Origin of the sequence: Phytohabitans aurantiacus (assembly GCF_027923225.1) — a bacterium.
Classification (GTDB): Bacteria; Actinomycetota; Actinomycetes; order Mycobacteriales; family Micromonosporaceae; genus Phytohabitans; species Phytohabitans aurantiacus.
On record NZ_BSDI01000001.1, the window covers coordinates 198505 to 217918 of the forward strand.

Here is a 19414-nt window from a genome sequence, read left to right on the forward strand (position 1 = left end):
CTGGTAGGCGCTCGGTAGCCCGGCGAAAGGCTATGTGGCCAGGGGCGGGGTCGAACCGCCGACCTTCCGATTTTCAGTCGGACGCTCGTACCAACTGAGCTACCTGGCCTTAAGCGGTCCTGACGGGACTTGAACCCGCGACCTCCGCCTTGACAGGGCGGCGAGCACTCCAACTGCTCCACAGGACCTTGCTCCTCCGGCTAGGCCGGACCGTGCCCCCAACGGGATTCGAACCCGTGCTACCGCCTTGAAAGGGCGGCGTCCTGGGCCGCTAGACGATGAGGGCGGCCTCGCCATCATTGCACATGACAACTCTGGCAGCTGTGCTCCCATCCGGCCCCGCCGGAGGCTTCGAAAGCATACGCGACGCCGCACCCTCCATCCAAACCGGTTCCGGGCGCGTCACGTCCGAGTTCCGGAGAAGCAGGTCAGCGCAGCAGGGTGATGCCGTACTTGCGCTTGAGAGCCGGTATCAGCGACTTGCACGCGGCCACCGTGCCGGCTCGGTCTCCGCCGCCGTCGTGCAGCAGGATGATCGAGCCGGATCTGGTCTTGGACATGACGCGCTGCTTGATGGCCTCGGCACCCGGCTTTGACCAGTCGGTCGGGTCGACGTCCCAGTCCAGCGAGGTCATGCCCAACTCGCGGGCGACCTTGACCGCCGCGGCGGTCCACATTCCACCCGGATGGCGGAAGTATTTGACCCGCGCACCGGGGACGGCGCGATGGATCTCCCGGTTGGTGGAGATCATGTTTGCCCTGATCTCCTGCTCCGCCTTGGTGCCGAGGTCGAACTCGTGGTGCCAGCTGTGGTTGCACAGCGTGTGACCCTCGCGCACGATGCGTTTGATCAGGGCAGGGTTCTGCCGCACCTCGGTGCCGACCACGCAGAAGGTGGCCTTGACCTTGTTGGCCCGCAGCAGGTCGAGCACCTGCGGCGTCCACGACGGGTTGGGCCCGTCGTCGAAGGTCAGCGCCACCCCGCGGCTACCAGTCATCCGCCTTGTGCCGAACGGACCGACCTTGGACCGCGGGCCGGGCTTGGTGGTCTTCGTCGGCGCCGGCTTCTTGGGCGCCGCTGGAGCCCGGGACGGCGTGGCGGCTGGCGTCGGTGTCGGTGTCGGCGATGGCGAAACAGGCGCCGCGTGGTTGCCCAGCGCCTGGTGAGCCACGGTCTCGGTGGGCTGTCGACCCATGGCCCAGCGACCGCCGACAAGGATCGTCAGTACGAGCAGTGCGGCGGTGAACGCCCCACGTCGCGTCATCAGTGAGACTCCCGAGGGGTTCGGGAACAAAGCGACAACACGCTACTTGAGTGGCGCCCGAGAATCGAGGGCTTCTAGCCGACTAACGTCCGATTACTCAATAGGGTGAGTGCCGCGTCGAGGCTGTCTGGTCGTTCGATGACAACCGGCAGTTCGTCCCACCCCGGACCGGCCGCGATGATGAGAGGCGGACGGTGTTCACCCGATCGCAGCGCGTCAAGCTGGCGGGGGTCGGCGGTGGATTGTGAATGTGACCACACCACGACGGCGTCCGGGCCGGTACGCCGCACCGCTCCGGCGAGGGCGGATGGCGGCACGCGGGCACCGAGGAGCCGGCACGGCAGGCCCACCTCGGCGAGCGCGGCGGCCAGCGCCTCCAGCGGCAGGCTGTGCTGCTCCTCGTCGGCGCAGGCCAGGAGGATGCGGGGCGATCCCGCGTTCGCGGGCGGGCGGGCGACCGCGCCCAGCGCCTCGGATACGCAGCGGGACAGCAGGTGCTCCACCTCGACGACCGCGTGCCGGTCTCCCACACCCACGAGGACCGGGCGCAGCAGGCCGTTCCAGGTGGCCACGACGCCGGAGGCTTCGATCGAGCGGTCGATGATCTCGCGCATCGCGGCCGCGTCGAGGCGCATCGCGGCGTGAGCGAGACCGCGGGCGGCATCGCCCGCCGCGCCTACGGCGATCACCCGCCCGCCACCATGTCGCCGGTCGACCACCTGCCGCGGGCCGGCGCCGCGCGCCCAGCGGGCCGCCTCAGCGGGCGCCACGCCCTCCGAGGTCAGCTCGCGCATCACGTCCAGACGGGCAAGATCTTCCTGGGTGTACCGGCGGTGGTGGCCCGGGACGTGCCCGCTCGGGCCGAGCCCGTACCGCTGGTGCCAGGTGCGAAGTGTGGTGACCGCCACACCGAGGCGGCGCGCCACCGCTCCCGCGCTCAGCCCGTCATCGGCCACCCGACCGCTCCGCAGCGTCCTGGATGGAAGGCAGCGCCTCAACGACACCGCCGAGCCACGGCGCGTACGCCCTGGGCTGCTCCCGTAGCTCGGTGCGAACCTCGTCGAGCGGGACCCACCGCACGGCGGCCACCTCCTGCGGGTCGGGCCGCACCGGCACGTCGGCGTCGACCGCCCCGAGGAGCACGTGGTCGTACTCGTACTCCACCCGCCCGGTCGCCGGGTCCTCGGCGAAGTACCGGTACACGCCCACCTCGGTCAGCGCCACCGGGTCGAGGCCCAGCTCTTCGCCGAGCCGCTTGGTGGCCGCCGTGATCAGGTCTTCGCCCGGTGCCGGGTGCCCGCAGCAGGCGTTGGCCCAGCGCAGCGGGAAGCGGCTCTTGACCTGGGCGCGCTGCTGGAGCAGGAGGCGTCCGCCGGGATCGACGAGGACCACCGAGAACGCCCTGTGCAACTGCCCCGGCGCCTGGTGCGCGTCTTCCACAGTGGACGACCCGAGCGCCCGGCCAGCTTCGTCGACGAGCTCCACCAGATGCAACGAGCGAGGATCCATCATCGAGCGCCTCCCGTGACGCGGTGAGCGGCGAGCTTGCCGGAGATCAGCACCATGGGGACGCCGACGCCCGGCTGCGTGCCCGAGCCGACGAAGACGACATTGTCCACTGTGGGATGGAGGTTACCGGGGCGGAACGGGCCGGTCTGCCGGAATGTGTGGGCCGCCCCGAACGGGGTACCCGCCGCTAGTCCGGAAGTCGCCCAGTCGGTGGGAGTCACGAGTTGCGCCACCTCGATGCCGTCCCGAAAACCCCGGTAGCCGCGCGCCTCCAGCACGTCGACCAGCTCGTCGGCGTACCGCTGGCGCAGGCCGCCCTCCCAGTCGAGCGGCTGGCGGTGAGCGAGGTGCGGTACGGGTGCGAGCACGTAGTACGCGTGCCGCCCGCCGGGTGCGCCGGCCGGCGGGCGCGTGACGAGCAGCGAGGGGTCTGACATGAGCTCGCCGCGCCGGATCACCTCGTCGAAGGTGCCGCGCCAGGCCCGTCCGAAGTGGAGGTTGTGGTGCGCGATCCGGCTGTACTCCTGCGTGGAACCCACGTGCAGCACGACGCACGACGGCGAGTAGCGCAGCGGGCGCGGGCGTGCCCCCGACAGTGCCCACGCGACCGGCAGGTCGGGGTTGAGGACCACGACGTCGGCGGGGATGCGCTCACCATCGGCGGTGCGGACCCCGACGGCGCGCCCGCCCGCGGTCTCGACCCCGGTGACCGTGGTGCCGTACCGGATTGTCACGCCGTGCTTCTCCGCCGCGCCGGCCATGGCGCGCGGCACCGCGTGGATGCCGCCTTCGGGGAAGTAGACGCCGGCGACGGAGTCGAGGTATGCGATGACCGCGTAGATGGCGAGCGCGTCATGCGGCGACAGGCCGGCATACATCGCCTGGAACGAGAAGATCCGCCGCGTGCGCGGGTCGGCGAAGAACTGGTCGATCTTGCTCTGGAGCCGCCGGAACCCGCCCATCCACAGCAGTTTCAGCAGGTTGAGAGTGACCAGGTCGCGCGGGGAGTCGAAGTTGCGCTCGATGAAGTCGGCCCGCTCCAGCCGCCACAGCTGCCGCGCGAAGTCGACGAACCGCAGATATCCGTCGGCCTCCCGCGGCCCGCACACCCGCCCGATCTCCGCCGCCATCCGAGCGGTATCGGTGATCACGTCGAGCGTGGACCCGTCGGGGTAGTGGGCGCGGTAGGCGGGGTCGAGAGGCGTGAGCCGGAGCCAGTCGGAGAGCCGCTCGCCGACCGCGCCGAGCGCCTCTTCGAGCAGGTCAGGCATGGTGAGCACGGTCGGTCCGGTGTCGAACTCGTATCCGCCGACCGCGAGCCGCCCGGCCCGACCGCCCGGCACCGGCTCGCGCTCGAGCACGGTGACCTGCCGGCCGGCGCCGGCCAGGTGCAGGGCGCACGCCAGCCCGCCGAGGCCGGCACCGACGACGATCACCCGATCGGTCGGCCCGCTCACTCTTCGCATGGCGACGAGGGTACCCTAGGCGGAGAGTTGCGTCGATTACTGAGTCGATTGGCGGTGAGGTAGCGGTGGACGACGAGCTTGCCTCGGCCTACGAACGCTGCCGTGAGCTGCACAAACGGCACGGGCGGACGTACTATCTGGCAACCCGGCTGCTGCCCGGCTGGAAACGCCGGCACGTCCACGCGCTGTATGGATTCACCCGATACGCGGACGAGATCGTCGACCGCACCGACGCGCTGCCGCCGGCCGAGCGGGCCGCCAAGCTGCGCGACTGGTCCGACCGTTTCCTCGCGGGCCTGCGCGGTGCCCCGGCCGATGATCCACTCCTGCCCGCCGTGCTGCACACGATCGCCACGTTCGATCTCGACCACGCCGACTTCGCCGCGTTCCTGCGCAGCATGGCGATGGATCTCACGGTCACCTCGTACGCCACCTACACCGACCTGCTCGACTACATGGAGGGGTCGGCGGCCGTGATCGGCACGATGATGCTGCCGATCCTCGGCGCCAGCGACCTCGCCGCCGCCCGCGAGCCGGCCCGCCAGCTCGGGCTCGCCTTCCAGCTCACCAACTTCATCCGTGACGTCGCCGAAGACCTCGATCGCGGCCGCACCTACCTGCCCGACGAAGACCTCGCCAGGTTCGGGGTCACCCGGCCCGATCTCGTCTCCTGCGCCGCGCGACGCGCGGCCACACCGCAGGTCCAGCAGCTCATCGAGTACGAGGTGAGGCGCGCGCAGGCCCACTATGGCGCGGCGGCGTCCGGGGTGAGCATGCTGGAGCCCGCCTCGCAGGCGTGCATCCGCAGCGCGTACCGGCTCTACGGCGGCATCCTCGACGAGATCGCGGCGGCCGGGTTCGACGTCTTCGCTCGGCGGGCCGTCGTGCCGGGCTGGCGCAAGGTGGCGGTGGCGGCGCACTCCCTGCTGGTGGCCACCGGCACGCCCGTGCGGGTGCCGGGCCCGCCCCAACTGGTGGCGCCGTGAAGACCGCGGTCGTGTTGTTCACGCGCGACCTCCGAGTACGCGATCATCCCGCCCTCGCCGCGGCCTGTGCCAACGCCGAGCGGGTCCTCCCGCTGTACGTCCTCGATCCGGAGCTGGCCGGCCGCTCGCCGAACCGCGACCGTTTCCTGCACCAGTGCCTCGCCGACCTCCGTGACGCCCTGCGAAAGCGTGGCGCCGATCTCCTCATCCGTCGGGGTGACCCGGTCGCCGAGACCATCCGCCTCGCCCGCGACGTGGGCGCCGAGGGCGTCGCGATCTCCGGTGACATCAGCCGGTACGCCCGCAGGCGCGAGCGGCGGCTGCGCGCCGAGTGCGACCGGCACCGGATCGCCCTGCGGATCTTCCCGGGACTCACGATCGTCGACCCTGGAGCGGTGACACCGGCGGGTGGCGACCACTACAAGGTCTTCACGCCGTATCACCGGGCCTGGCTGGGTGCGAAGTGGCGGGACGAGGTGGCCACGCCCCGCCGGATCACGCTCCCGTCCGGGCTGGACGCCGGTCACCTGCCCGCACCGCCGGCCGGAGAGTCACCGGACACCGCCGCGGGTGGCGAGGGGGAAGCCCGGCGCCGGCTACGCGACTGGCTCCGGCGCGTCGACCGGTACCAGGAGAATCACGACGCGCTCGCCCTCGACGCGACGTCGCACCTGAGCGCGTACCTCCGCTTCGGTTGCCTGTCGCCGCTGTCGGTGGCGAACGCGGTGGACGACCCCGACGGCGCCTTCGTCCGCCAGCTCTGCTGGCGCGACTTCTACCACCAGGTGGCGCTGGCGTTTCCCGACCTGTCCACCGTGGCGTACCGCCGAGGCGTGCGCGAAGACTGGCGATATGACCCGGAGACTCTGGCGCGCTGGCAGGAGGGGTCAACCGGCGTACCGCTCGTCGACGCGGGCATGCGGCAGCTCCGCCAGGAAGGGTGGATGCACAACCGGGCGCGGTTGGTGGTGGCCGACTACCTGACCAAGCACCTGGAGCTGGACTGGCGTGAGGGCCTGCGGTGGTTCTACCGCTGGCTGATCGACGGCGACGTGGCCAACAACTCCGGCAACTGGCAGTGGACCGCGGGCACCGGCAACGACACGCGGCCGTACCGGCGTTTCAACCCGCTGCGCCAGGCAGAGCGGTACGACCCCGAGGGCGAGTACGTCAACCGGTACGCACCGCGCTGAACCGTGAAATGCTGGCGGCATGGCGGAACAGGTGGACGTTGTCGTCGTCGGGCTGGGCGTCGGTGGTGAAGAGGTTGCCGGCAAGCTCGCCGCGGCTGGACTGTCAGTGGTCGGCATCGAGCACAACCTGGTCGGCGGCGAGTGCCCGTACTGGGGCTGCATACCCAGCAAGATGATGATCCGGGCGGCCAACGCGCTGACCGAGGCGCGCCGCGTCGAAGGGCTCGCCGGTCGTGCGGAGGTGCACCCCGACTGGGCGCCGGTCGCGAAACGCATCCGCGAAGAGGCCACCGACAACTGGGACGACAAGGTGGCCGTCGACCGGTTCACGGGCAAGGGCGGGCGGTTCGTGCGCGGATACGGCACGCTCACCGGACCGGGGCGCGTCCAGGTGGGCGACGACGTCTTCGAGGCTCGCCGGGGCGTGGTGGTCGGCACCGGCACGTCAGCCGCGATCCCGCCGATCGAAGGTCTCGCTGGCACGCCGTACTGGACCAACCGCGAAGCCATCGAGACCGAGACGCTGCCCGCGTCACTTGTCGTACTCGGGGGCGGTGCGATCGGGCTGGAGCTGGCGCAGGTGTTCGCCCGGTTCGGCGTACGGGTCACGATCGTCGAGGCGCTCGACCGCCTCCTGGCGATGGAAGAGCCCGAGTCGTCCAAGCTGGCGGCCGAGGTGCTGGGCGCTGACGGCATCGAGATCCGGTCCGGCGCCAAGGCCGAGCGGATCAGCCACGATGGCGGCGAGTTCACCGTGCACCTGTCCGGCGGTGACGCCGTTTCCGGGGAGAAGCTGCTGGTGGCGACAGGGCGCCGGGCGCAGCTCGGCGATTTGGGCCTCGACACGGTCGGCCTGGACCCGAAGGCGCGCACTCTCGAGGTCGACGACCGCCTGCGGGCCGGCGACAAGCTGTGGGGCGTCGGCGACGTCACCGGGCACGGCGCGTTCACGCATGTGGCGATGTACCAGGCGGGCATCGTGATCCGCGACATCCTCGGCCAGGAGGGCCCGCCGGCTGACTACCGGGCGCTCCCCCGGGTCACCTTCACCGACCCGGAGATCGGCGCGGTCGGACTGACCGAGCAGCAGGCCCGCGAACGCGGTGTCACCGTGCGCGCGTCGGTCAGCCCGTTGCCGGAGTCGTCACGCGGCTGGATCCACAAGGTGGGCAACGAGGGCTTCATTAAGCTCGTCGCCGACACCGACCGCGGCGTACTGGTGGGCGCGACGTCGGCGGGGCCGATGGGCGGCGAGGTGCTGAGCGGGCTGGCGGTGGCGGTCCACGGCGAGGTGCCGATCGAGCGGCTGCGCCACATGATCTACGCGTACCCGACCTTCCACCGCGCCATCGAAGACGCCCTCGCAAGACTTTCGTGATCAGGGCGTCCCTCAAGTCGTTAGAGCAGCTTGAGGGACGCCCTGATCATGGGTGCTGGCGTTCTGAGCGGGACCAGCGGGTGGCGCCGACGGACGCGCCGACCACGCAGGCGATGCCCACCAGCTGTGGCCACGCCAGCAGCTCGTGCAGCACCACGATGCCGACCAGCGCGGCCACCGCTGGTTCGAGGCTGAGCAGCACCGCGAAGACCCGCGCCGGCATCCGCCGGAGGGCGGCCAGCTCGGCGGAGTAGGGCAGCACCGACGACAGCAGCGCCACCCCGAACCCGAGCACGAGCGTCCAGGTGTCGAGCAGCTGGGTGCCGCTGGTGGCGATGCCGAGGGGCAGTACCGCGATGGCACCGACAGCCATGCCCAGAGCCAGCCCTCGGCCGCCCGGAGCCCGATCGCTCACCGCCTTGCCGAGCAGGATGTACGCGGCCCAGCAGAGCGCGCAGGCGGCACAGAGCAGCAGGCCCGTGCGGTCGATGGCGCTGTCGCCGACGCCGGCTAGTAGTACGACGCCGGCGCTGGCCAGTACCGCCCACGCCGCGTCACGGAGTCGGCGGCTGGCGGCGAGCGAGATCACGAGCGGCCCGGCGAAGCTGATGGTGACCGTCACACCCAGCGGTACCCGCTGGAGCGCGCTGTAGAAGGCGAGGTTCATCCCGGCCATCGCGATGCCGAACGCCCCGATGTAACCGGCGGTACGCCAGCCGAGCCGAAGCGCCGGTCGGGCGAGAGCGATCAGCACGAGCGCCCCGAAGCTCAAGCGGAGGGCGGTCGCCCCGCCCACGCTGGCCGCGCCGAAGAGCTCCTTCGCGGTCGCGGCTCCGACCTGGGTCGACACCATGCCGACCAGCATCAGCAGCGGTGGCGGTACAGCGTCCGGGCCGGCCAGGGCGCGGAGGCGCGCGACGTGCGGGTACATGGCCGACATGATCACCACCGCCTGGCGATGAGACCAGTGGATTCCTGGGTTTTGGGCACATCAGGTACCAGCGGCCTGCATGATCCCTCTGTCGGGGTTTACCCATGAATGGGGGATTCATGAACCTTAGTCGTGTTGTCCCGGTCGGTCTTCTAGCCGCTGCCGTTCTGGTAGCTGGGGCGCCCGCTGCGGCCGCCGCCTCCGAGAACAAGCCCACGGTCAGCGTCGTCGCCCGCAAGCTCAACAACCCGCGCGGCATCGCCGTCGGCGACCACGGCGTGCTCTACGTCGCCGAGGCGGGCAAGGGCGGTCATGGCCCGTGCATAGCCTCGCCGGAAGAGCCGGATGCGGAGGTCTGCCTCGGAAAGACCAGCGCGGTCACGGCCGTCTACGCGAAGTGGCACAAGGGCAAGCCGCACTGGAAGCAGAAGCGCGTCGTCACCGGCCTGCCGTCGGTCGCGGAGGAGGACGGGTCCTTCGCGCTCGGCCTGCACGACATCTCGCCGACACACCACGGCGCGCTGATCGGCACCATCGGCGGCGCCGGCACGGTCGAGGCCCGCAACCAGCTGGGTCACGGCGCCCGCCTGCTCGGGCACGTGGTGGGGCTGTGGCCGCACCACCGGCACGGCAAGGTCAAGGCCATCGCTGACCTCAACCAGTACGAGAAGGACCACAACCCGGACGGCGGCGAGATCGACTCCAACCCGTACGGCGTCCTCGCGACCCCGCACGGCGCGCTGGCGACCGACGCGGGCGGCAACGACCTGCTCGCGATCGACAAGAAGGGCGCGGTCTCGACCGTCGATACGTTCGGATCGCGGCTGGTGCCCGCGCCGCCTGGCATCCCGAACCTGCCGCCGCAGATCCCGATGCAGGCGGTGCCCACCACGGTCACCAAGGGCCCGGATGGCGCCTACTACGTCGGTGAGCTGACCGGCTTCCCGTTCCAGCCGGGCGCGGCGCGAATCTGGCGAATCGTCCCGGGCCAGGCGAAGACGGTGTACGCAACCGGGTTCACGAACATCATCGACATCGCGTTCGACCGCAAGGGCCGGCTGCTGGTGCTCCAGATCACCAAGGACGGCCTGCTCAGCGGCAACGAGGCCGGCGCGCTCTACCGGGTCGAAAACGGTACGAAGACCGAGATCGCCGCGGGCAAGCTCACGATGCCGGGCGGCGTCGCGGTTGGGCACGACGGCGCACTGTACGTGACGAACAAGGCGGTATCTCCCGGCGGCGGCGAGGTGCTGCGTATCTGGGCCTGACCTGCAGCTGAGCAAGTAACCCGGGGCGTCCTTCAAGGAATTTGAGGGGCGCCCCCATTATTGAACCTGTGCGTGGGGTCACACGGGACCGCACTGTTCTGGTAAAAACATTTCACTTAGTGTTGAAATGCGTGAACCGTGGATGAACGCTCGGTGGGGGACGGCGATGGCAGTCACGGAAGGACTCTCGCGGGTCGTTGTCGACCCGCGGCCAACGGCAAGGCCGCCAGAACGGAGGCCGCGCCGCAACCGAGCCACCCATATTCGAGAACTGGTCATCGAGGTGTTGCTGATCGCCTCGATGATGATTGTGTACCAAGGGGTCCGCCACCTCGCCGACGGCCAGGTAGGTCTGGCGTTCCGGCACGCGAATTGGGTCTGGGATTTCGAGCGCACACTGCACCTGCCCGACGAGGCCCTGATCCAGCACTGGGCACTCGCCTGGCCGTCGACCGCCCGCATCGCCAACCTTTATTACGTCGGCGTGCACTTCCCCGGCACGCTGCTGGCGATGGTCTGGCTCTGGATCAGGCACCGCCCCGACTACCTGCGGATGCGCACCGAGATGGCGGTCCTCACCGCCGCCGCGCTGGCGCTCCACGTGGTCTTCCCGCTCGCGCCGCCGCGCCTCGTCTCGTCGTTCGGCATGGTCGACACGATGCTCGCCACCGGCCCTTCGGCGTACCCGGACAGCAGCACCGACGGCGTGGCCAACCAGTTCGCGGCGATGCCGTCGCTGCACGTCGGGTGGGCGTTGCTGGTCGCGATCGCGGTGATCCGAGTCACCTCCAGCCGGTGGCGCTGGCTGGCGCTGCTGCACCCGGCGGTGACCATCAGCGTCGTCGTGATCACCGCCAACCACTACTGGCTGGACGGCATCGTGGCGGCAGCCCTGCTCTTCGCGGCAATCAAGCTGGTGAAGTCCTGGTCCCGCCTATCGATCCCCAACCCCTTACCAGTCTTCTCCCGCAACATGCTCTAACCCCCGCGCTCCGCGCCCTCCGCACCACGCCCCCCGTTGCGCGCCCGCGCCGCGCTCCCCCGCCCGCCGCGCGCCCTCGCGCCGCACTCCCCCGCCCGCCGCGCACTCCCCGCGCCGCGCTCCCCGCGCTCTCCCCCGCCGTGCGCTCTCCCCCGCGCGCCCTCCGCGCGCTGCGCGCTCTCCCCCGCGATCAAGGGCGAATGCACGTGGTTGGATCTCTTCTCCGCGCGCGTCCACCCCCAGGCCGGCCCGGCACGGCGTGTCGCCACGCCCGACGCGCCGATCAAGGGCAAACGCACGCGGTTGGATCTCTTTCCGCGTGCATTCGCCCATGATCGATGCGATTCTCCTTGATCGACGGCGCCTTACGGCGCCGTCTTGTTCGATCGCCGCCGGGCCCGTCGTCCGCAACTCATGCCGAGACCGCTCCCTGGCGTCGGGACCTGGCCGCGCGTGATCAAAATCGAGCTTTGAGCTGCCGCGGCGTCCGTCGCGCTCCATACCGTCGCTCCCGCGGCCGCACCCTCCGCGGCAACACACCCCCAGCCCTCCTCGCGCTGCCCCGCGGCACACATCTTGACAGTGACAAGACGACCTGGCACTGTGGAAGGTGAGCGAAGGAGGGAAACTCATGGCAAACCAGGTTGAACGAGTCGGAACGGTCGAGCGAGAGACCGCGGTCGCATTGCTCGGCGACGCGCTCGCGGGTGGCTACCTGGAGGCGGACGAGTTCACGGAGCGGTCCGCGGTGGCATATGCCGCGCGCACCCGGGGCGAGTTGGAGGCGCTGGTCGCCGACCTGCCGCAGGGGTTCATGCGCGCGCGTGCCCGCGAGCGGCGCCGACTACGGGCGGCACGGGGCGCCCGGCTCGGCATGTGGGCGCACGTAGCTTCGTACGTCGGCGGGTCGCTCCTGATGATCGGCATCTGGGCGGCGGTCGGGCTCGGCACAGGTGCGTGGTACTTCTGGCCGGTCTGGCCGATCCTGGGCTGGGGCGTCGGCCTGCTGGGGCACGTCATCCCGGTGCGCGCGGTCCTGTCCCGCCACACGCCACGCACGCAGCTCTAGAGCTTTCGCGGTGCGGGTCTGTCCGTCCACATAGGCGACCGACTGGCTGGATCAGTGTCCATGCGGTGCTGGTGGAGCGAGGTCGGCGGCGTCTGTGGCGATGCCAGGCCGGTGAACTGGTTGTGTGGCCGCGGAGGGTGAGGCCGCGGGAGCAACGGGCATGGAGCACGACGAGCGTCGCGGTAGCTCGTAATCCTTTCCCTCGGCTAGGTGTTTGCCAACGGCACCGCGAAGCGGCATCACGTCGGGACGCGTGGCCGCGGACGCTGGTGGCACTTCGCGCCGTGCGCGGATTTCCGTCACAGCGTCGACGACGACCCGTTGGTCGCCGCTTCGCCAGACCGGCACGCTCACCGCTGGCATCTCGCGCTGGCCGCCGCCGTCCAGCAGCGGCGTGGCCGCGTGCAGCGGCGTGGCCGGGCGGCCATGTGCGCGGCCGGCGGCCGCCGATCAAGGGCATTCGCATGGATCAAGGGCAAACGCACGCGGAAAGAGATCCAACCGCGTGCGTTTGCCCTTGATCGGCGCGTCGGGCGTGGCGACACGCCGTGCCGGGCCGGCCTGGGGGCGGGCGCGCGCGGAGAAGAGATCCAACCACGTGCGTTCGCCCTTGATCGGCGGGCAGAGGGCGCACCCGCGCGGCGCGCGGCGCATCCGCGCGCGGCGCATGGCGCGGACAGCGCGGCGCGGGGGCGCATCCGCGCGCGGCGCATGGCGCGAGAGCGCGGCGCGGCGCGGACAGCGCGGCGCGCGCGGGGGGCCGCATCCGCGCGGTTCGTGGCGCGTTTGCGGCGGGTGGGTGCAGCTGTTAGCGGTTCCGGGGGCGGCGGGGGGTGGTGGCTCGGCGGCGGTCTCGGAGGCCGAGGAGGACGCCGATCTGGGCGCCCACGAGGCTGGCTGCGGCCAGGACGGCCGATACCGCGAGCGGGACGTTCAGCCGTTCGCGCTGGCCGGGGCGGGCGCTCGCACCCACGCCGCCGGTGTCACCGCCCTCGCCGCGCTCGACCACCCGCGCGGGCGGCAGCGGCGGCACCTCCGGCTCCTGCTCGACCACTGGCGGGGCCTCAGGTCGGGGGGCGGGCGGGGGTTCGGCGTGTGTGCGCGTGGACGGGGGTGTCGCCACGAGGCCGGTCGCGTGTGAGCGGATGCCCTCGTCGCGGGCGGTGGCGGGCAGGTGCAGCTTCTGGCCGGGCCGGATCACGTCGGGGTCGCGGATCTTGTTGAGCTTGGCCAGCTCCGGGTACCGGTCGAAGTCTCCCAGGTACCGGTCGGCGATGTGGCCAAGGTAGTCGCCCTTTTCCACCCGGTAGACCGGCCGCTCGACGGGCTCCTCGACGATCGCTGCCACGGGCATCGGCGCGGCCATCACCGCGGGCGCGGTTGCGGGGTACGGCGCTGACATCTCGGCAGCTGATGCCACCGCCGGGCTCGCCGCGATGATCAGCGCGACCGAGCCGACCAGGGTCGCCGCGGCACGCTGCTGGCGGCGCATGCCGGGCAGCCTGGGAGCCGGTAGACGTAGGACGCGAGCCGGGATCTCCACCAGTACCGACAGCGCGAACGTGGCCCAGCCCAGCCAGCCGACCACGGCCAGCACGCGTAGGAAGAGCTGACCGTCGTCGGGGCTGGTCAGCGCGTCGGTGACTTCGGACAGTGCGGGTACATGGTCGGGCAGCGGGTTGCCGGCCAGGGCGAAGAGCGCGATCGGGGCGCCGACCACCAGTCCAATGAGGACGACGAGCGCGCCAACGCCGGTACAGAACTGTCGGAAACGCATGGCGCAACTCCTTCCTAGGAGTCCGAAGTGGTGAGGAGTGTCGCGGTGGCCGTACCGGTCACCGTGGTGGTGTCCGCGAACCCGAAGACGTCGAGGAACACGTTGTCGTACGTGAGGGTCACCTGGACCTCGATGAGCTGCTCACCGTTGGGCCCGGTGGAGAACGTGGGCGGTGGACCGGTCACGCCGGCTGCCGCCCGGTACGCGTCGACGGCCGCGCTCGCGGCGGGACGGTCGATCTGCTTACCGCCGCCCTCGATGGCCTGCGCCACATCGATCGCCTGACCGCCGGCGCGAGCCGCCTCGGACGCCAGGTTGTGCGCGCGCTGGAGCGACCGCAGGTGCCCGGCGCCGTCATACGCCAGGCCAATGATCATCAGTATCCCGGCGAGCGCAATCGCCAGGAAGATGCTCACCCGCCCGCGGTCGTTCATCCACGACTCCGGTACTGGTCGAGGGGCGAGACGAAGGTGGCCTCGACGGTGGTGCCGCCCGGTACGCCCGGCATGACGAGGTCGGCGAAGGTGACGTGGCAGGTCACGGTGACGGCGACGTTGGCCGGCTGCCCCACCGGCACGGTGAACCCACCGGTCTCGATGTGCACTGCCGGCGTACCCGTGCAGTTCAGACCCTGGTCGGCGAGTGTGGCGCCGGCGGTGGCCGCGCCCTGCGTCTGTGCCGTGCCCGCGGTGCGCGCGAGCGACGCGGTCCGTGCCGCGTCGTGCGCGGCCAGATCGACGGCGTTCTGCGCAATGGCGGTGCGCCCGGCGATCCCGGCGAGCACGACGAGCATCAGGAAGGCGGGCGCCAGGATCGCCACCTCCACCGAGACAGAGCCGCGATCTCTCAAGGCCCCTCCTCGGTGAAGCGCTCGACGGGGCCCTGCGCGGTCTGACTGACCGACCAGTTCACGCCGGGGATCACGGATACGACCGTGCCGGTCACGGTGGCGGTGACCTGCTCCGGGCCCTGGTCGACCTGGATGTTCCAGCCCACCAGCCAGCCGCCCGTGTCGGCGATGAAGCTGCTGGCCTGGGCCTCACCGGCCGCCGGCGACACCCCGTTCAATGTGCGGGTGGAGCTGACCGCCACCTGTGCGGCGTTGAGCGCCACGGCCCGCGCCAGGAACCAGGCGCCCACCTGCACCGACGCGAACGTCAGGAGCAGGATCGCGGGGAAGACGATGGCCAGTTCGACCGGCGTGGCACCCCGGTCGCGGCCGGCCGGATGCGCGCACCGGCGCCGGACCGCGGCGGCGGTCCGTTGGCAGAGGCCCAGTGCGCTGCGAAGCATCGGTCAGGGAGCGATCTTCGACATCCAGCCGTTGGCGAGGGTCGCCGCGGTGGCGGTGACCGCGATGGCGGCGGCCGCGAGCCCGGCGATGATGATCGCGGTCGGCACCGGGCCGTCGCCGCGGTCCCGCTCCGCCTGTGTACGCAGGTGGTCGAGGCGTTCCTTGACGACGCTGTGCAGGTAGTAGACGACGGACATGGCGGTTCCTTCCGGTTGGGGCTCAGATGCGGGCCAGGAACGGGAACATGACGAAGCCAACGAGGACGAAGACCAACATCGCCCCGGGTACGTCGAGCCGGCTGGTGATCGCCTCGGCGCGGGTCAGGTTGTCGGTGCGGATCTGGTCGCGCAGCGAGTCGGCGCGCATCCGCAGCGTCTCGTGCACCTGCGCGCCCTCGGTGCCGGACGCCTGCACGATCGCGCCGACGTCGCCCAACTCGGGCACGCCGATCTGCTCCGACAGGTCGCGCAGCTCGTCCCAGGGCGCGTGCATCTGCATCTGCGCGATCCGCAACGCCTCGCGCAGCCGCTCGAACACCCAGCCGTCACACACCTCGGCCGCGCGTTCCAGCGACTGCACCGGGCCGTGCGCCGCCGAGAGCTGGAGCGCCACCAGGTCTAGGTACGTGCAGACGGCCTGCGTGAACTCGCGGCGCGCCTTTTCGGCCTTGGCCAGTACGTCACGGTGCGCGACGAACATGAAGACGAAGGCCAGGCCGAGGCCGGTCACGGTCGGCAGCACGAACGGCAGGGACAAACCCAAAAGCGAGAGCGCCGCCGTGAGCACGGGCGGGATCGCGAGTCCGATCAGCCCCGACAGCACGAGCGAGAGGGTGTACTGCTCAGGCGTCCGACCGAGCAGCGCCAGCTCCTTGTGTGGCGGCCGGAGGTACCGGGACAGGCCGGTCAGCCAGTCGAGCCCGCCGGTACCCGCGCGCGCGGCGGCCGGGCTCTGGTGCAGCCGGTGCAGCGCGGGGGCGAGCGCGGGCGTGGCCGGTATCGCCTCGCGGATCAGCAGGAACGCGCCGAGGCCGACCAGTGCTCCGGAAACGACCGCGATCACGAGAAACGGGCTGACACTCACGGCTCCACCTCCTCGCCGGTGGGAATGGCGAGGAAGCGCACGGGTGGCGGCGGCAGGCTCATCGACCGGGTCCAGGCGAGCAGCCCGATGAACAGGCTCCCCAGGACGATCAGCACCACCTGCCCGGTAGCGGTGCCGTACGGCTCCATGTACTCCGGGTTCAGCAACCCGTACGCCAGCGTCAGCAGCGTCATCCCGGTCAGGAAGCGCACCGCGAACCGTGGCTGGGTGCGCTTGGCCTCGACCTCGCGCCGCGTCGCGACCTCGGCCGCGGCGGCGGTCGCGATGGATCCGAGCACATCGCCAAGGCGCTCGCCACGGTCGCTGAGGTGCAGGATGAGCGCGGCTACGACCTGGTCGCACACCGGGTCGCCGATCTGCCCGGCGAACGCGAGCAGCGCGTCCTTTCCATGCCAGCCTGCCTGGAGGCGGGACGCCAGCAGCTCGATTTCCGGGCCGATCTCCTCCGGTGCGGTGGCCACGGTCGCGACGATGGCCTGCTGCAGCCCTTGCCCGGTGCCGGAGACGTCGCGCAGCCGGCGGGTCCACTCGCCGACCGCCTCGATCCGGGTGATCGCCCGCTGCTCGGCATGCCCGACCGTGAAGAGCCACGGGGTGCCCGGCACCGCGATGCCGACCAGCAGGCCCACGAGCGGTACCCCGGTCACCAGCCAGGCCAGCGCACCGGCCAGAAACGCCACCACGAACAGGACGCGGTGCCGGCGGCGCTCGCGCTCGTTGAGTCCGGCGCCCGTGAACATCCGCAGGCGCTGGCTCGTCGGGGACGGTGGCCGGGACGGCCGGTCGGTGCCGACGATCGCGACGACGGCCATGATCAGGCCGCCTACACACATGGCGCCGGAGACGACCGCGATCAGCTCAATGTTCGCCGGCAACCTCATGAGCGCCGCCGCAGTTGAGAGCGCCTCGGGCGGCGCCAGGCCCCGGTCTTCGCCTCGATGTACCGGCTGAGAATGCGCGCGTCGTAGCCGACCCGTAGGAGTTGGTCGCGTACCCGCTCCGGCAGGTGCATTGGGACCGCCCGGCCGTCCGCCCCCGGGCCGAAGATGCTGGTGGTGGAGATCCGGGCGCCGTCGCCCACACCCACGATCTCCTCGACGTGCGAGACGAACCGGTGCTTCCGGCCGCCGATCGCGGTCTCGTCTTCGACCGTCACGTACACGATCAGGTCGAGCGCGTTGCCCGCCATCCGCCGGGCCTGCTCGACGGTCATCTCCTTGCCGTGCGACAGCGCCAGCTCGATGATGCGCTCGCTGACGCCGCCCGGGCTGCGGGCGTGGATGGTGCACATCGAGCCGCGGCTCGTGGTCATCGCCTGGAGCATCGGCACGATCTCCCGCGACCGCACCTCGCCGACGATGATCCGAAGCGCGCCCATCCGCAGCGACACCGGGATCAGGTCGGCGATCGTCACCTCACCGGCCGGACGCCCGTCGGGTCCCCGCTCGCCGTGGCCCTCCCGCGACTCGAAGCTCATGACCGCCCGGTGCCGCTCGCCGCGCCGGGCGGGCAGCAGCTCGCGGCTCTCTTCGAGCAGCACGTACGGCTCGTCGGGCGGGATCTCGTTCATCATCGCCCGGATCACCGTGGTCTTACCGGCGCCTGCCAGCCCAGCAACCATGATGTTGAGGCCGGCGCGCATCGCCGCCCGCAGGAAGTCGCGGATCAGCCCGTCCAGCATCTCGTCGAGGTCGGCGCGACTACCGGAGATGTCGTCGAGCGTCACGTCGAGCGTGTTGTGCCGGCGGATCACGGCGTACGGGCGGTGGCTGACCAGGTACACGGCGGCGAGGCGGCTGCCGTCGGGCAACTGGAGGTCGAGGGTGGGCTTCGACGTCGACAGCGAGCGTTCGGTGGCTCCGGCCCGGCGGGCGGCCGCCTGCAGGATCTCGACCAGTTCCTCGTCGCTGTCGGCGATCGGCTCGGCCCACTCGATGCCGCCGCCGTGGCGGGCGATCCGCACGTGGTCGCAGCCGAGCACGTGCACCTCTTCGATCGAGTCGTCGACCAGCAGCGTCTGCAGCCGCCCGAGACCCACCAGTTCGGCGGTGACCTGGTCGAGCAGCATCCGCTCCTCGGCCGCCGGCATCGGCGTACCGGACCGGCGCACCGTGTCGGCGTACTCGGCAACCACGGCGACCGCCAGCCGCTCGCGCTCGGCGTCTTCCTCCCCCGGGGTGAAGTCGCGCCCGCGCTGCCACCGGGTCAGCCGCTCACTGAGCTGGCGTCGCAGGTCGCGTACCACCGCGAAGTCGACCCGGGGCCGGGCCGGTGCGGTCGGAGTGGAGCCGTTCGCATGATGCCGTCCATTGTGGACAGACGGCGGCACCGGGATGGCGGTTGGGAGGGCTGGTTGCTGCGGGACCCGGGGGTCCTGGTACACCGGCTCAAACCGCATTCGGCACCTCCGTCAGCGCTGGACGCCAGCTCAGCCGGGCACGCCGGCGGTCGAGGATGGCGTTGATCGGTACTTCCAGCGCATCGGCCGCCCGCATCAGGGGGCGGTTGGCCTTGATGGTGCCGCCGTAGCTCAGCACCTTGGCCGTGTGAGGGTCGTCGGGTATCCGCGCGATCACCGGCAACTCCAACGCCTTGCTGATCTCGCCGGTGCCGTGGCCCTCGCCCACCAGCAACAGCCGTACCGATCCCGGCGCGACCCGGTGCTCCCGGAAGTCGCGCTGGATCGCGGCGACGGCCGCGCGAGCGCTCGACAGGTCGGGCAGGTGGGCCGTGGTCACCACGAGAACGACCGCGGCGGCGCGCAGCACCGGCCACGGCGGGTTGCTCACGTACAGCCGTCCACAGTCGACAATCACGTCGTACGCCGGCTCGCCCTTCTCCAGACCCGTGAAGAAGTCGGCGAACCGCTGCCACAGCGGCGCGACCGTGCCTGCCTGGGTGGGGTCGACCACGCCCGGCAGCAGCAGTCGCTCGCGTTTCGGGGCGTCCAGGTCGATGAGCTGCGACCAGAAGCTCTCCTCCAGCTTGCCCTCGCGCAGCTCCGCCACGGCGAGCTCGCCGATCCCGCGCGGCCCCGGTACGGCGCCGCCGAGGTAGCCAGCCATGATCGAGCCGCCGGCCGGGTCGCACTCGGCCAGCAAGAGCCTGCGGTGCCAGGAGAGGGTGCACGCCAGCGCCGTCGTGGTCACACCGGGCGACCCCTTCGGCGATACCAGCGCGATGATCGCCATC

At 71.1% G+C, this 19414-nt stretch carries 20 protein-coding genes and 3 tRNA genes; 6 read left to right on the plus strand and 17 right to left on the minus strand.

Annotated features, from left to right (window positions below; all coding sequences use genetic code 11):
• Positions 1-35: 35 nt before the first annotated feature.
• The 7 genes from QMG73_RS01020 to crtI all read right to left on the minus strand — a co-directional run bounded on the left by QMG73_RS01020 (position 36) and on the right by crtI (position 4240).
• A tRNA-Phe gene (locus QMG73_RS01020) sits at positions 36-109 on the minus strand.
• Positions 110-114: 5 nt separating this feature from the next.
• Positions 115-188 (minus strand) — tRNA-Asp (locus QMG73_RS01025).
• Positions 189-213: 25 nt separating this feature from the next.
• Positions 214-286: transfer RNA gene (locus QMG73_RS01030), tRNA-Glu, on the minus strand.
• 142 nt (positions 287-428) lie between these two features.
• The gene (locus QMG73_RS01035) at positions 429-1265 is read right to left on the minus strand and encodes a polysaccharide deacetylase family protein (RefSeq protein ID WP_281891778.1); all 837 of its coding nucleotides are present in this window, start codon (positions 1263-1265) and stop codon (positions 429-431) included.
• 74 nt (positions 1266-1339) lie between these two features.
• Positions 1340-2221: a MerR family transcriptional regulator gene (locus QMG73_RS01040; protein ID WP_281891779.1), complete on the minus strand. Its 882-nt coding sequence runs from the start codon at positions 2219-2221 to the stop codon at positions 1340-1342.
• On the minus strand, positions 2211-2774 hold the full coding sequence (gene idi, locus QMG73_RS01045; protein WP_281892185.1) for an isopentenyl-diphosphate Delta-isomerase: 564 nt from the start codon (positions 2772-2774) through the stop codon (positions 2211-2213). Before idi ends, QMG73_RS01040 begins: the two co-directional genes overlap by 11 nt.
• Positions 2774-4240, minus strand: coding sequence for a phytoene desaturase family protein (crtI, locus tag QMG73_RS01050; protein WP_281891781.1), 1467 nt, complete (start codon positions 4238-4240; stop codon positions 2774-2776). The genes idi and crtI overlap by 1 nt, the downstream gene beginning before the upstream one ends.
• A 65-nt stretch (positions 4241-4305) precedes the next feature.
• Between crtI and QMG73_RS01055 the strand changes: the two genes are divergently transcribed.
• From QMG73_RS01055 to QMG73_RS01065, 3 genes are read left to right on the plus strand one after another with little or no spacing between them, the layout of a single operon-like run.
• Positions 4306-5226 carry a phytoene/squalene synthase family protein gene (locus QMG73_RS01055; protein ID WP_281891783.1) on the plus strand — a complete coding sequence of 307 codons (921 nt, stop codon included), beginning with the start codon at positions 4306-4308 and terminating at the stop codon, positions 5224-5226.
• Positions 5223-6419, plus strand: coding sequence for a cryptochrome/photolyase family protein (locus QMG73_RS01060; protein ID WP_281891784.1), 1197 nt, complete (start codon positions 5223-5225; stop codon positions 6417-6419). The genes QMG73_RS01055 and QMG73_RS01060 overlap by 4 nt, the downstream gene beginning before the upstream one ends.
• 19 nt (positions 6420-6438) lie before the next feature.
• Positions 6439-7797, plus strand: coding sequence for a dihydrolipoyl dehydrogenase family protein (locus tag QMG73_RS01065; protein ID WP_281891785.1), 1359 nt, complete (start codon positions 6439-6441; stop codon positions 7795-7797).
• 46 nt (positions 7798-7843) lie between these two features.
• On the opposite strand, the gene QMG73_RS01070 is transcribed toward QMG73_RS01065, so the two are convergent.
• Complete coding sequence (locus QMG73_RS01070) at positions 7844-8737, minus strand: EamA family transporter (protein WP_281891786.1); 894 nt, start codon at positions 8735-8737, stop codon at positions 7844-7846.
• 110 nt (positions 8738-8847) lie between these two features.
• On the opposite strand from QMG73_RS01070, the gene QMG73_RS01075 reads away from it, so the two are divergent.
• The 3 genes from QMG73_RS01075 (at position 8848) to QMG73_RS01085 (ending at position 12047) form a co-directional block, all read left to right on the plus strand.
• Complete coding sequence (locus tag QMG73_RS01075) at positions 8848-9996, plus strand: ScyD/ScyE family protein (RefSeq protein ID WP_281891788.1); 1149 nt, start codon at positions 8848-8850, stop codon at positions 9994-9996.
• Positions 9997-10297: 301 nt separating this feature from the next.
• A complete protein-coding gene (locus tag QMG73_RS01080; protein ID WP_281891789.1) occupies positions 10298-10978 on the plus strand; it encodes a phosphatase PAP2 family protein in 681 nt (226 codons plus the stop codon).
• Between the two features lie 631 nt (positions 10979-11609).
• On the plus strand, positions 11610-12047 hold the full coding sequence (locus QMG73_RS01085) for a DUF1707 domain-containing protein (RefSeq protein ID WP_281891791.1): 438 nt from the start codon (positions 11610-11612) through the stop codon (positions 12045-12047).
• A gap of 808 nt (positions 12048-12855) precedes the next feature.
• Here the strand turns inward: QMG73_RS01085 and QMG73_RS01090 are convergent.
• The 9 genes from QMG73_RS01090 to QMG73_RS01130 are packed head-to-tail and all read right to left on the minus strand — an operon-like array spanning position 12856 to position 19413.
• Positions 12856-13824: a LysM peptidoglycan-binding domain-containing protein gene (locus QMG73_RS01090; protein ID WP_281891792.1), complete on the minus strand. Its 969-nt coding sequence runs from the start codon at positions 13822-13824 to the stop codon at positions 12856-12858.
• A 14-nt stretch (positions 13825-13838) separates the two neighbouring features.
• Positions 13839-14258, minus strand: a complete 420-nt coding sequence (locus QMG73_RS01095) for a pilus assembly protein TadG-related protein (protein WP_281891793.1) — start codon at positions 14256-14258, stop codon at positions 13839-13841.
• Positions 14255-14674, minus strand: coding sequence for a TadE/TadG family type IV pilus assembly protein (locus QMG73_RS01100; RefSeq protein ID WP_281891794.1), 420 nt, complete (start codon positions 14672-14674; stop codon positions 14255-14257). Before QMG73_RS01100 ends, QMG73_RS01095 begins: the two co-directional genes overlap by 4 nt.
• Positions 14671-15117, minus strand: a complete 447-nt coding sequence (locus QMG73_RS01105) for a TadE/TadG family type IV pilus assembly protein (RefSeq protein WP_281891795.1) — start codon at positions 15115-15117, stop codon at positions 14671-14673. Before QMG73_RS01105 ends, QMG73_RS01100 begins: the two co-directional genes overlap by 4 nt.
• Positions 15118-15120: 3 nt before the next feature.
• The gene (locus QMG73_RS01110; RefSeq protein WP_281891796.1) at positions 15121-15315 is read right to left on the minus strand and encodes a hypothetical protein; all 195 of its coding nucleotides are present in this window, start codon (positions 15313-15315) and stop codon (positions 15121-15123) included.
• A gap of 22 nt (positions 15316-15337) precedes the next feature.
• On the minus strand, positions 15338-16201 hold the full coding sequence (locus tag QMG73_RS01115) for a type II secretion system F family protein (protein WP_281891797.1): 864 nt from the start codon (positions 16199-16201) through the stop codon (positions 15338-15340).
• The gene (locus tag QMG73_RS01120) at positions 16198-17103 is read right to left on the minus strand and encodes a type II secretion system F family protein (RefSeq protein WP_281891798.1); all 906 of its coding nucleotides are present in this window, start codon (positions 17101-17103) and stop codon (positions 16198-16200) included. Before QMG73_RS01120 ends, QMG73_RS01115 begins: the two co-directional genes overlap by 4 nt.
• Positions 17100-18620 (minus strand): CpaF family protein, encoded by a 1521-nt coding sequence (locus QMG73_RS01125; protein ID WP_281891800.1) that lies wholly within the window; start codon positions 18618-18620, stop codon positions 17100-17102. Before QMG73_RS01125 ends, QMG73_RS01120 begins: the two co-directional genes overlap by 4 nt.
• Positions 18610-19413, minus strand: a complete 804-nt coding sequence (locus QMG73_RS01130; RefSeq protein WP_281891801.1) for a P-loop NTPase family protein — start codon at positions 19411-19413, stop codon at positions 18610-18612. Before QMG73_RS01130 ends, QMG73_RS01125 begins: the two co-directional genes overlap by 11 nt.
• Position 19414 lies beyond the last annotated feature (1 nt).

Bases quoted from the DNA above. Each gene is read 5' to 3' on its own strand.
- QMG73_RS01035 (WP_281891778.1), bottom strand. From the start codon at position 1,265: ATGACGCGACGTGGGGCGTTCACCGCCGCACTGCTCGTACTGACGATC.
- idi (WP_281892185.1), bottom strand. From the start codon at position 2,774: ATGGATCCTCGCTCGTTGCATCTGGTGGAGCTCGTCGACGAAGCTGGC.
- crtI (WP_281891781.1), bottom strand. From the start codon at position 4,240: ATGCGAAGAGTGAGCGGGCCGACCGATCGGGTGATCGTCGTCGGTGCC.
- QMG73_RS01065 (WP_281891785.1), top strand. From the start codon at position 6,439: ATGGCGGAACAGGTGGACGTTGTCGTCGTCGGGCTGGGCGTCGGTGGT.
- QMG73_RS01070 (WP_281891786.1), bottom strand. From the start codon at position 8,737: ATGTCGGCCATGTACCCGCACGTCGCGCGCCTCCGCGCCCTGGCCGGC.
- QMG73_RS01075 (WP_281891788.1), top strand. From the start codon at position 8,848: ATGAACCTTAGTCGTGTTGTCCCGGTCGGTCTTCTAGCCGCTGCCGTT.
- QMG73_RS01080 (WP_281891789.1), top strand. From the start codon at position 10,298: ATGATGATTGTGTACCAAGGGGTCCGCCACCTCGCCGACGGCCAGGTA.
- QMG73_RS01085 (WP_281891791.1), top strand. From the start codon at position 11,610: ATGGCAAACCAGGTTGAACGAGTCGGAACGGTCGAGCGAGAGACCGCG.
- QMG73_RS01090 (WP_281891792.1), bottom strand. From the start codon at position 13,824: ATGCGTTTCCGACAGTTCTGTACCGGCGTTGGCGCGCTCGTCGTCCTC.
- QMG73_RS01095 (WP_281891793.1), bottom strand. From the start codon at position 14,258: ATGAACGACCGCGGGCGGGTGAGCATCTTCCTGGCGATTGCGCTCGCC.
- QMG73_RS01105 (WP_281891795.1), bottom strand. From the start codon at position 15,117: ATGCTTCGCAGCGCACTGGGCCTCTGCCAACGGACCGCCGCCGCGGTC.
- QMG73_RS01110 (WP_281891796.1), bottom strand. From the start codon at position 15,315: ATGTCCGTCGTCTACTACCTGCACAGCGTCGTCAAGGAACGCCTCGAC.
- QMG73_RS01120 (WP_281891798.1), bottom strand. From the start codon at position 17,103: ATGAGGTTGCCGGCGAACATTGAGCTGATCGCGGTCGTCTCCGGCGCC.
- QMG73_RS01125 (WP_281891800.1), bottom strand. From the start codon at position 18,620: ATGCGGTTTGAGCCGGTGTACCAGGACCCCCGGGTCCCGCAGCAACCA.
- QMG73_RS01130 (WP_281891801.1), bottom strand. From the start codon at position 19,413: ATGGCGATCATCGCGCTGGTATCGCCGAAGGGGTCGCCCGGTGTGACC.